Origin of the sequence: Peptostreptococcus porci, from assembly GCF_009695815.1 — a bacterium.
GTDB classification, from domain to species: Bacteria; Bacillota; Clostridia; order Peptostreptococcales; family Peptostreptococcaceae; genus Peptostreptococcus; species Peptostreptococcus porci.
This window is the reverse complement of the sequence record NZ_VUNE01000002.1, coordinates 242,931-255,775: the sequence shown is the minus strand read 5'-3', so window position 1 is coordinate 255,775 and position 12,845 is coordinate 242,931. Positions and strand designations below refer to the sequence as shown.

The 12,845-nt window shown below is 32.7% G+C and carries 7 protein-coding genes; 3 read left to right on the top strand and 4 right to left on the bottom strand.

Features of this window, described 5'->3' with window-relative positions:
* The first annotated feature begins 4 nt into the window (after positions 1 to 4).
* Positions 5 to 1,180 carry a CD0519/CD1768 family membrane protein gene (locus tag FYJ71_RS05225; protein WP_154537767.1) on the top strand — a complete coding sequence of 392 codons (1,176 nt, stop codon included), beginning with the start codon at positions 5 to 7 and terminating at the stop codon, positions 1,178 to 1,180.
* A gap of 192 nt (positions 1,181 to 1,372) precedes the next feature.
* Here FYJ71_RS05225 and FYJ71_RS05220 read toward each other — a convergent pair whose 3' ends face one another.
* From FYJ71_RS05220 to FYJ71_RS05205, 4 genes are all read right to left on the bottom strand, one after another.
* On the bottom strand, positions 1,373 to 4,084 hold the full coding sequence (locus FYJ71_RS05220) for a YfhO family protein (protein ID WP_154537766.1): 2,712 nt from the start codon (positions 4,082 to 4,084) through the stop codon (positions 1,373 to 1,375).
* 234 nt (positions 4,085 to 4,318) lie between these two features.
* The gene (locus FYJ71_RS05215; protein WP_154537765.1) at positions 4,319 to 5,368 is read right to left on the bottom strand and encodes an FAD:protein FMN transferase; all 1,050 of its coding nucleotides are present in this window, start codon (positions 5,366 to 5,368) and stop codon (positions 4,319 to 4,321) included.
* A complete protein-coding gene (locus FYJ71_RS05210; RefSeq protein WP_154537764.1) occupies positions 5,349 to 5,873 on the bottom strand; it encodes a peptidylprolyl isomerase in 525 nt (174 codons plus the stop codon). The genes FYJ71_RS05215 and FYJ71_RS05210 overlap by 20 nt, the downstream gene beginning before the upstream one ends.
* Before the next feature lie 29 nt (positions 5,874 to 5,902).
* Positions 5,903 to 6,811 (bottom strand): manganese-dependent inorganic pyrophosphatase, encoded by a 909-nt coding sequence (locus FYJ71_RS05205; RefSeq protein WP_154537763.1) that lies wholly within the window; start codon positions 6,809 to 6,811, stop codon positions 5,903 to 5,905.
* 170 nt (positions 6,812 to 6,981) lie between these two features.
* Here FYJ71_RS05205 and murJ point away from each other — a divergent pair, with 170 nt between their 5' ends.
* Positions 6,982 to 8,496 (top strand): murein biosynthesis integral membrane protein MurJ, encoded by a 1,515-nt coding sequence (gene murJ, locus FYJ71_RS05200; protein WP_154537762.1) that lies wholly within the window; start codon positions 6,982 to 6,984, stop codon positions 8,494 to 8,496.
* Between the two features lie 167 nt (positions 8,497 to 8,663).
* Entirely contained in the window at positions 8,664 to 12,728 is a 4,065-nt protein-coding gene (locus tag FYJ71_RS05195; RefSeq protein WP_195836900.1) for a cell wall-binding repeat-containing protein, read from the top strand.
* Positions 12,729 to 12,845 lie beyond the last annotated feature (117 nt).

The window sequence follows — 12,845 nt, the reverse complement described above, 5'->3', positions numbered from 1 at the left end:
CTTTATGGAAAACAAGAAAAAGGTAAAAGCTATAAGTCTTGAAACTTTTGTATTTCTGGCCATATTTATCGCTGGATTTGGAGCCTTAGGGTCGGTCATGGGCGTGGGGCCAATGTTCAAGACCATGATTGCTACGGCACATGATTTGTTGTTGTCAACTGTATTCTTGATTATGGCTATGGCTGTTCTAGCTGGTGCGATAAGTGCGCTACTGTCGGAATTTGGAGTTATTTCGCTCATCAATAAGATCTTTGCTCCTTTGATGAAACCTATATGGGGTCTTCCAGGTGCAAGTATAACAGGTGCAGTTGCCACATATCTTTCAGATAATCCTGCTATTATACCATTTGCGAGTGATAAGATGTTTACACAATATTTCAAGAGGTATCAGATTCCTGCATTGTGTAACTTGGGAACTTCGTTTGGTATGGGCTTGATTGTAACGACATTTATGATTTCTCAAGGTCCTGAGTATATTACTCCAGCGCTAATAGGTAATTTGGCTGCAATAATAGGATCTGTAATAAGTGTTAGACTGATGCTTAGACAAACTAAGAAATATTATGGGGATTCGGCATACGATAAATTGGTTGCAGATGAAAATTTAAACTCAGAAACTAGTTCAAGTAGCGAAAATCAGAACGAATTTAGATACATTAGGACTGGAAATTTATTCCAGAGAGTTTTGGATGCTTTGTTAGAAGGTGGTAAAAACGGGGTAGAGATGGGAATGGCCATTATACCTGGAGTACTTATTGTATGTACATTTGTTATGATGCTAACATTCGGACCAGGAAAAGGAGGTCAGTACACTGGAGCAGCTTATGAAGGTGTAAAATTGCTTCCGTATCTTGGGGACAAAATCAAATTTATAATTGAACCGTTATTCGGATTCCAGTCAGCAGAAGCTATTGCATTCCCAATAACTTCACTTGGAGCTGTTGGAGCTGCAATATCATTGGTTCCAGAGTTATTGAAGACTGGTCATGCCACTGCAAATGACATTGCGGTATTTACTGCGATGGGTATGTGTTGGTCTGGATACTTGAGTACACATATCGGAATGATGGATGCACTTAAGTCAAGAGAGCTTGCTGGAAAGGCAATCCTATCGCATACAATAGGTGGTTTGTGCGCTGGTGTTTTTGCTCATTTGATATTTGTGTTAATAGTTCATTGATTGTTTTGTTAGGAGTAGTTATAGATTAGTTGAAATGTAGTAAATAGAAATTTAGTAGATATTTAGATTAAACATATTATACATCCTGTGAAAGAGCTGGCTTATAAGATTGGTCACAGAGAAAAAGAGGCTAAACACATATGCTTATACATACAGTGTTCAACCTCATATCTCGTTTGTCTAACCTTTGGGTCAGCTCTTAAAAAATTTATTCGATTCTTTTTTTCTAAATGCACCATGCTTGGTATTAAGCTTTCTAAACACAATGTAGCTCACAAATAGCAGTATGCCTATAATTGTTGAAATAACACCAATGCTTTGAAGGGGTCTTTCATATTTAAACTCAACCTTATGTGACCCTGAGTCTAGCTTAATTGCCATAAAGCTGGTATTTGCCCTAAATATATCAGTTTCTTTTCCATCTACAAATGCCTTCCATCCGTCATTAAACGGAATTGAAATGAATAGCAATTTGCTTTCTTTGTTCTCTATTTCACCTGTAAAGCCATTTTTACTCATAGACACGTTTTCAAGATGGTTACCTTTTAGCTTTTCAATATTTGTTTCGTAATTGCCAAAACTAATCAAATCCAAACTGATTTTTGATAAATCGAATTCTCCTTCATTGGGAATTCTGATTTTTAATTGATTTTTGCCACTGTCAATATATCCAATATTTATAAGCTTTTGATTTTCTCCAGCATACCAATTTGAATGCTTACTGATAAAATCATAGTATCTCTCTTCTCCGTTATGTGTAACAAAAATATGTGGATTATTTTTAAAAACATCTTGGCTGTCTATTCTTAAATAAAGCTCGCCCTTGAGCTTTGCATCATATTCAAGGATGAGAGCATCCTCTTTTTTGTTTTTAATAATATTTTTATTCTGTATTATCTGCTTTGTATTTTTGGTGTCCTTTGAAGCTTTAAAAGCCTTAAAATCTAACTTCGTATCAACCAAACTTGACTTTCTGAAATAATTATCCTCAAGTTTTTTAATATCTGTCAAACTTGATTTTTTATTGTCAGCATCGTTAATAATACAAGCTTCAAGTAATATGTTTTGTTTCTTTAATACATCTAACATTCTAATGTCGTCATAGCTTACATATTTATCATATGTAAAGCCAAACGGAAGATAGTATATATTTTCATATAAGCCATCAGATATTTTTTTATATCCAAAAGGTATTTTAGAATTGGAAAGATAGTATTTAGTTGATGTAATCGAGTTTAGTATGGCTCTGCTATCAAATCCTCTTACAACTGTTATAGGAATAGAAGCAGTGTTTTTATATTCCAAATTAAACAGTGAAAAATTTTTGTTTTCAATGCTATAATTAATTGGTATTGAATTGTATCCAAATATATCGGAATAATTATTCTCTGCTGTGTTTGGATTGTCAACTCTAAAAAATTCGCTGTTATCTGCCAAAATATCCTTATATTTGTCGTATTTATCCAGTCTTTCATGTAATATATCATTTTTTACAAAAGCTCTTGAATACGAGCTTTGTTTGGCGTAAATAAACATATTTACTGAGAAAGATATTATCATAAGCATATATATCGAGCTACTCTTAATATTTTTATTTCTGAAAAATAAAATTATCGCAATTAGTGCAAAAGCAACTACTATTGGGAAAACATCATTGGAAAATGCAATTTTCGATTGTATCTTCATCAAATTAGGATTATTGGCATATCTCAAATATGTTCTATATGTATATACAGCGACTATCAGTAAAGTAGTGAAGCATATCGATATTTTTTTGTACCCTTGCGATTCAACCACAGACTCAAATCGAATAACGAAAATATATGAAAGTAATAGTGTAACGATGAAGTACCATCTGTAGTTATCATATAGAAATCCTCCAAATAGCTTGTGTAATTTCGGAGATAGTATTAGCAATAAAGTGAAAAAAGAAATAATTTTCAGCTTTAAGTTGCCTTTGTTGATAAACATATCGATAAGCGTAACCAATACCACAATCGAAATTCCCACCAATGCAAAATTATTGGAGTTTGGAGCTCTAAAAAACTCATAAAAGAAATTAATGAGGTCACTTTTAGTCATTATAAAAGGTAGCTCAACCTTGCTATCTATATTTCTAATACTGTTGGTAATAATGCTATTAACAACTGGAAAGGTTACTATACCGGATATTAAAAATGACAGCAAATAGGAAAACATACCTCTGCCGAAAACTCGTATGCCGTTTGAAAGACCTTTTTTTAAGAAAATGTCAATCGTACAAATCAATGCATAAAAAAATGCAGTTACTGACAGTATAATTGACAAGTATACATTTGTAATAAGTGAAGTAGCGAACACTATCACAAATAGCAAAATCTTATTTTTATAAACCAATTTATGCACAGCTATAACCATAAGAGGTAGCAAAATCATTGCATTGATAAAAAATGGATGCATCATACCAGGAGATAAGGCATAATTGGAGAATGTGTACAAAACGGCACCAAAAGCAATGCTTATAGAATATTTCTTTTCTGTAAAGTACGCACACATGAAGATAAATGCGATTCCAGATAGATAAATTCTAAGGAATATTCTAACCATGTATAATGTTACAGGGCTAAGATTTTTAATTAGAAAAATTGCACTCAATGGATCCGTTAATCCGTAATAATGGTATGTGCTTAAAACATCCTGTCCGAGACCGATATTAAAGTTGAACAAATAAAAACCATTCTTTACGATATCATTGAGGTATTTGGATATAAATATTTGAGATGGAAAGTGTTGTACAAATGCATCACCATAATATACAAAACTTCTGCCATCCTTATACATAATAAAAATAATGATAGAGGACAGAGATAAAAAAATACAGCTGTAGATTATCATGATTTTTAATAGATCTTTTTTTGGTTTCATTGGCCACCTCTCTCTGCTTTAATATATTAAATCGAAATTCGTTTTGTTAAAAATGTTGTGCAAGGCTCGAATAACCAAGGCACTTACAGCAGTCATATCAAATATAAATGACGAATACCTATATCAAATTTATATAAATATTTGGTAGGGTAGCAAACGAGTGCACCCTACCATATAGCAAACTATACTGTTTTATATTAATCTGACAACAGTTGTTGCAGAAAAATATTTTTTTTATTCGACAATTTTATATGATTCGTCAGTCAAAATAAACTTCGATTTCATTGAATCTGACAAGTATATCTTTTTGTCTTTCGTCAAAAATATAGCTCCAACATCCTTTTTTGAATTAATAAACTCCATACCCTTTTCAAGTCCCATTCCAAAGGTAGAAGTAGATAAAGCATCTCCATCAATAGACTTCTTTGAAACAATAGTAACAGAGTTTAAATTGTTTTCAAATGGATATCCAGTTTTAGGGTTTAACATATGGTGATACAGTTTGTCTCCATCCTTGACGAATCTTTCGTAAATTCCAGATGTGACTACAGAGGTATTTTCACCCTTGATATAACCAATTGATGTTGAAGTTTCCTCATAAGGTGCTTGTATGCCGATTTTATAAGGCTCACCAGATTTGTTACCCAAAACAAAAACATTACCACCAAGGTTGATTATGGCACTCTCAATATCATTGCTTGTAAGATTTTCGCAAACCAAATCTGCGGCATAACCCTTTGCAATTGCACCTAGATCGAGTCTCATGTTTTTTTCTTTTAGAAAAACTGTTTTTTTATTCTTGTCAAGCTCTATATTTTTATAGTTTATAAGCTGTAAATTCTTTGCAATCTCGTCAGCACTAGGAACTCTTGCATTACTAGTTCCAATTTGCCAAAGTGACGAAATGGCACCAATAGTCGGATCGAAAACTCCACCTGTCAAATTTGCATACTTTATTGCGGATTCAATTACGTTGAATGTTTCATTTGAAACAGCTACAGGGCTTATGCCGGCTTTTTCGTTGATTTTATTTACTTCCGTATTGTCCTGCTGTGCACTCATCTTGTTGTGAATGTCCTTTAGTATTGTATTAACATCCTCTAGAGCATCTTCAGCATTACTTTTTTTTGCATTAAATATTTTGACCTCACTGACAGTCCCAAGATAGTAGTAGGTTTTTGATAGTTCATCAATTTTTTTATTCATCGAAAAATATAACGCTACCACAAATATAAGGATTACAAGTACGGCAATTTCGAGTATTCTATTGTTTTTCTGGCTCATCGAAGCTTTCACCCTTTGTATCAACTGTTACTTTTTTCATTTTTTGATCATTGACTGGTCTATCTCCAAAGCTTGTTTCAGTTTCGGCGATCTTGTCTACTATATCAAGACCTTCTATAACTCTACCAAAACTTGCATACTGTCCATCAAGATGTGGTGAGTTTTTGTGCATGATAAAGAACTGAGAACCAGCAGAGTTTGGATTCATTGCTCTAGCCATTGAAAGAACACCTCTTTCATGTTTTAAGTTGTTTGTGAATCCATTAGCCGAGAATTCTCCATAAATGTTGTATCCAGGTCCACCCATTCCTGAGCCTTGTGGGCAACCTCCCTGTATCATAAAACCATTAATTACCCTATGAAATATTAATCCATCATAATATCCCTTGTTTATTAATGAAATAAAATTTTTGACAGTGTTAGGAGCTATATGTGGATAAAGCTCTGCCTTAATAATATCTCCATTTTCCATTTCTATTGTTACTATCGGATTATTTTGTTCCATTTTACACCTCTTCTTTTTTTATTTTTTTGTTAGAATTTTTCTACTTCTGGAGTAAGGTTTGGCACCAACTGTTTCTTTCTTGAAACAAGTCCGTCGACAAAAACTCCCTGAGCAGGTTCAACGTTGAATGCATTGGCAACTATTTCATCTGGTGACTTATAAAGCATATAAGAACCTTCTTTGATGATATCAGTAATTGCAAGATAAAGCATGTCAAATTCAGACGCATTTATATAAGTAAGGAATTCATCTTTTTTACTCAAAACAGAGTCGATGTCAAGAGTCATTACCTGACCGATACCAACCTTCTTTGTTCCCATATCAAAAGCCTTGAAATCCATGTTTACAATCTCTTCAACAGAGTATCCATCAAGAGAAGTACCAGCCTTGAACATTTCCATTCCATATTTTTCATAATCTACTTCCGCTATTTTGGCAAGTGCCTTACCAGCTTCTATATCAAGCTCCGTAGTCGTAGGTGATCTAAAGATCAATGTATCTGACAATATTGCTGATAACATTAATCCTGCGATTGGCTTTGATATTTCGACTTTGTTTTCTATGTACATATTGTATAAAATTGTGTTTGTACAGCCAACTGGTCTTAATGTCATGCTCAAAGGTGTGGCAGTAGTTATTCCGCCTAATTTATGATGATCGACAATTTCTAATATTGTAGCATCTTGTAAACCATCAACACTCTGACCATATTCGTTGTGATCAACTAGACAGCAGCTGTCTTCACTTCCTACAGATTCTAAAAATTCGGGAGGCTCAACTCCAAAATAATTAAGCACGAATTCTGCTTCTTTTCTAACTTCGCCCAATCTACAAGATTTCGCATCTATACCTAGTTTGTTTTTTAAATTTGTCATTACCAAACTCGAACAGATTGAATCCGTATCAGGGTTTTTATGACCGAAAACCAATAAACTCATTGTATTTCTCCTTCCAATTTGAAATTTCTATCATAATCATTATATCAAAAAAATAGTACATTTTGAATATTTTAAGCTTTATTTAGTAAAATTGAGTAGTCGTAATCAAAAGTAAAGAAAAAAATGTTATAATAGATACTGTTATTACACGATTCAGAAAGGAAAATATAATGAAATATACTGCATTGATACTGATGTTGACATCTGTAATATCAAGAATATTTGGTTTTATAAGGGAAATACTGATGTCAAATTACTATGGTACTTCCCAAATTGCAGATGTTGTTGTGATTGCACTGGCAGTGCCAACGGTAATTTTTGCTTTTTTGTTCAGTAGCTTGAATACTAGCTTTATACCAGCATATAACAATATAAAAATAAATAGTGGATCAAATGAGGCTGAAAGATTTACATCAAATCTATCTAATGTAGTGATGGTAATCAGTATAGCTTTATGTCTTTTAGGTATACTTTTTGCAGAGCCACTTGTATTTGCGATGGCTTCTGGGTTTAGTGGTGAAAAATTTGAAATTACGGTCAATTTTGTAAGGATTGCATTTATTGGTTGTACATTTAATTCAATAGCTGCAATTTTTAGTGGATACTTAAATATTAAGGGATCGTATGTGCTACCGTCTTTGAGATTGGGAGTGCAAAATGTCATCTTAATAATATTTACGCTGTTGAGCGTTAGGACAAATGTGTATATGCTTGCCATCGGTATTTTGGTTTCTACTATATTTCAAAATATAGTAATAGTACTTGGGCTTAAGAAGGTTGGGTATAGACATAGGTACACGATAGATATTGGGGATAAGAATATAAAATATATTATTATTCTGGCACTTCCAATGATGCTTGGAGTTGCAGTTGACCAAATCAATATGTTTGTCGATAAAACACTGGCATCAAGGGTGATTGATGGTGGAGTTTCGATATTGAATTATGCAGATAGAATAAATGCATTGGTATATATAGTTGTCACATCAATTGTGACCGTTGCATATCCAGCTATAAGCAAGTACGCTATTGAAAAAAATGACATTGAGCTAAAGAAATCTGTTTTTAAATACATTCAGATAATATTAATATTTTGTATGCCAGTCATTGCAGCATTTATCGTATTTGCAGAGCCTATTGTCGAGATTATTTATGAAAGAGGCGTGTTTTCGCATTCGGATACATTAAAGGTGGCAGCCTGTCTTATGGTTTATAGCCTTACAATTTTTGGCGTATCTATTAGAGAAATTGTCTCAAGGACATTCTATTCCTTGGGAGATTCTAGGACACCAGTCAAAAATGGTATGATAATGGTGATTGTAAACTCAGGGCTGAGTATTATTCTCTCAAAATATTTGGGGCTTGTTGGTATTGCATATGGTACAGCTATATCATCAATCTTGGGTAGTTTTATATTGACCTATTTACTAAGAAAGAAAATTGGTAAGCTAAACATCAAAAATTTTGCGAAAAATACAATGATAATTGCAGGTATATCGACATTAATGATTGCCTTATCAAAACTTTTATATAATTGGACAAAAATGAGCTTGGATACGGAAAAATCATTTTTTATAACTGTTGTGTTTGGAATGACAATATATTTTGCTTTGATCATATTATTTAATATTTCAAATTCGAGAAGCCTAGTTTACAAAATTATTGGTAAGATTGGAAAAAAGTAAGCCAAGGATTCACTATGAAAAATAATCATATAAATAGATAATATCAATACACACGAGAATAACAATTTGTTGTTTCTATAGTGTGTATTTTTTTGAGTATTTGGAAAATATAATGTTTGCTATTGTGATATAATATTTTTCACATAATAAAAAATATGGAGGAAATTATGAAAATAAAAAAGGAAATAGCAAAAAAACTTAGTTCTATCATTTTGGCATTATGTCTAACTTTTTCGGCTACAGGACCGTATATTGTCAAAGCAGATGAGAATGCCAATAAGGTTACAATTGGAGCAGATTATAATAAAGATAATATATCAAGTTATGAATTGCCTAAAACTGGTGGCGTTGTAAGTGTAGAAATAAATACATCTTTGTTGGGCATAAGTGATGATAGTGAATTAGATAAAATCTCAATGAAATTCTTTAGAACAGAATCTGATTGGCGCAACAAGTTCAATTCAAATGATGAGGATAAGGTTATTGAAAAATATAATGAGCTAGATGGAAACCAACCGGAAATAGCTTTTATTGAAGGTAGCAAAAAAATAGAGAATGGAAAATTTGTAGTTCAGTTTAAATTTAAAGGATATCCTTCAATTAAGAGTGATAGATATTTTAAAACAATTTTCAAAAATACTGAAAATGATGAAAAAACGGTAGATGCTCATTTTACTGTTACTACAAAAGAAACAGTTGAAAACAATAATGGGAATAATTCAGGAAATGGAAACTCAGGAAGTGGAACGTCCGATTCAGGGAACGAAAATGTTACAAATAAATCTCTTTCGGTTATTTCTATAAATACGGCTGTACCAGATGTCAATGGAGAAAATAGTGCAAACTTTATGGTATCTACAAGTAAAGGTGATGAGGCAAATCTAAGAGTAGAAGTTTTAAATAAAGATGGCGAAAAGGTTACGGAAGGTATCAACACAAATATTTCAAGTTCAAACTCTTCAAACTCTTCAAACTTCATTGATGTAAAAGTATCATTTCCGAATAATGCTTCAGATGAGGATTTAAAGTACACTGTTAAATTTAAGTTAGATGGAACAGATAAGGAAGTTATAAAAGAAGTAACTGTAAAATCTTCCGGTCAAAGCGTATCGACGAGTGATCTTATTAAGGGAGTTAAGAAGAATGATTACAGTGTTAGTTCAAATGGTGGGACTATAGAAATTGAATTAGAAACATCTGAAAGTATTCAAAATCAAAGCATAAGTGTTGCAGATAGAATTTCCGGAAAAGTTTTCAATATTTCTGGTGTTACAGGTGATGGTACAACTAGAAAAATAAAGGTAGATATACCAAAATCACAAGAGGACAGTACAACAAAATATGAATTAGTATTTACTGGAATGGGAAAAGAAACCGCTTTGTCATCTTATCAAAAATCTCCGGTTGTTAATGTAAACATTGATAATACGAGTGTTTTAGAGCCCATTGTAGATTCTGTAAAGGTAAGATTACCTATTATGACATATTCAGGTGGGGAAAATTCACTTACTATCAAGGGTAGTAACTTAGATCCTTCAAACGTATCAGTAGTAGTTGAAAAAAAGGAAGGGGACAATTATGTTGATGTAACAAGCCAAGTCTTTCCAGATGGTAGAATGTATGGAAACAGTGCTATTTTAACAGGACAGTTGTCTGTACCTCAAGCGACAAAAGACGAAGAGTATAGAATAAAATTGACTTTTTCAAATAAAAATGAGGCTGAACTTATATTTTATCAAAAAGAATCTGGAAGTTCTGAAAAACTAGGCGATTTCTTACCTAGAATGACATATATTAGAAATAAAAATGAAATTGTGGTTAGATATTTCTTCGATGTTTCTGCAGTGAATAAGGATACATTAAAAAATGGAATAAAGCTAAAATTATATAAAAACAAAGAAGTAAAATCATTGTCAAATAATGATTCTGTTGAAGTTTCAGGAACTGATTTAGTGATAAAATTAGGCGAAGAAATTAATGAAAAAGAACTTGATAGCGGTGCAAAGGTCATTTTAAATGAAAGAGTTATAAAGGACGCTAAAAATGTAGAGAACAAGGCAAATGAATATTTGATCTATAACAATATATCTGTGCTTAATGATTACAAGTTCATTGAGGGCGAAGTATTGGAACACAATGGTGGAAAAGTAAAGATTAAACTTATTGGAGAAAACTTGAACTCAAAAAATGTAAAGGTAAAGGTTCAGAAGAACGGAAAGTATGATAATGAAGGAACTAGGCCTGAAATTAAAGATGTCAAGGTTACTGAAAATAATGATAGTGGAAAAACTATGGACATTGAATTTAACCTTCCGGAAAATACCTCTGATTTGACAGAAACTTATGTTGTTCTTCTTTCTTTGGATGGTGGTATTTCTTATGCCTCTGATCAGAAGCTAGAATTGTATGATAGAACTAAAAAAATAATTCCAGCAGTTCTTCCAAATGGAAAAGCTTTAAATGATAAGACATTGAGCTTTATGAGAATACATTCTTATGGTACAGTTGGTGGAAATGCAGAAGTTCCTGATACTACATATACTGAAACTCCAATTGGTCAGGAAAGTAAAAAAACATTTGTAGATTTGTATGGAACGAATTTAGAAAAGAGCAAGACAAAGGTTAGATTAGTAGATGAAAATGGAATTATCTGGTATCCTGTGAACGAAAGTGTTCATGACAGTGGAGATAGAGTTATCATGATAAACCTTGATGGTACAGGTATAGAAGGTAATGGGAACAATCAAAAATTAGAAGTTATTTTGCCAAGAGGTTATAGCGGTGATATGACATTTACATATCAGGTAGCGATTGATGGTGTAAATTTTGATGAAAAAACAGTTGTTAGAGCTAGGATAATTGATGATAAAGAAGGAATTAAACCGACTTTCGCCGAGAAGATAAGAACTGCAAATGTAAAATACCAGACAGATGATGGCAAAGATGTCGTAGCTTCAAGAGATATAAAGGTAATGAAACAATTACCTCTTAGAATAACTGAGATAAGACCATTGGAAATAGATGGTTACAAATATGTTGGAATCAAGGACTACAAGAAAGATATGTCTAAGATAGAGAGGCTTGCAGAGCTTGAAAAGCTTGAAAAAGAAGGAGAACTGACTGATGAGCAAAAGAAAGAAATGGATACTCTTAAAATAGATATAAGATTAAGAGAAAGAGAAGAATTGAATGAGCCTCTTGGAGAAAGAAATGAAGTCGTATTTCTTTATGAAAAGGTAGATGATAAAAAAACAGAGGGCGAAAATAACTCAGGCAGTTCGGCAGGCTCAAGCAACAGTTCATCCACAGGTATTCCAAAAATAGCTTTAAATGATGAAACCAAGAAAGAAAAGAATAAGACCGTTGAAAGAATATCTGGAGATGATAGATACGATACATCATACAACATAGCGAGAAGAGCAGTAAAATCAGCGAATAGAGTGATTGTTGTATCGGGAGAAAATTTTGCAGACGCTCTTACAAGTGCTCCTCTTGCATTCTCAAAAGATTCTGTAATTCTTCTGAGCTCTGATGGAAATGTGAAAAAGCTAAAGGAAGAAATAAATAGGCTTAATCCTAGAGAGGTAATAATTTCAGGTGGCTCTAATTCTGTTTCAGATGCTGTAGAAAATGCGATAAAGGGTGACTCAAAAGCTATAAGAATTTCTGGAAATGATAGATATAAGACTGCTGCAAAAAATGCTGAAAAGGCAATTATCGAAAATGGAAATAAGAAAAAAGTAATAATTGTTGATGGTAGAAACTATCCAGATGCGATTTCAATTGCACCATATGCTGCAAAAAACGGACTTCCAATATTACTTGCCAATGGAAATAAGCTTTCTGATGAGCAAATGAGCGTAATCAAGAAATACGGAATAGATGAAGCGATAATCATAGGTGGTCAAAATTCTATTGGTAGCTCTATTGACGGACTGTTTAATAAATCGACGAGAGTTGCTGGAAAAGATAGATATGAAACATCACGACTTGTTGCAAAAAAATATTTTGGCGATGCTAGAAAAATTGTGGTTGCAAGCGGTAGAAACTTTGCAGATGCATTGAGTGTTAGCTATTATGCTGCTCAAACAAACTCTCCAGTCGTTCTTACAGATGGAGTGAAGAATGATGATAATTTATTAAAGATGTTAAAGGATTTTAATTTTGAAGAATTGATAGCTGTAGGTGGTGTAAATTCGATAAAGGAATCCATATTATCAAATATAAAATAAGGTTAATGTGACAACCAGCTATACTGTTTAGAGAAAATTAAAGTAAGACTATCCGATTTACCAATAAAAGTAATGGGTAGTCTTACTTTATTTTTAAAACGATTAATGTAAAATTTT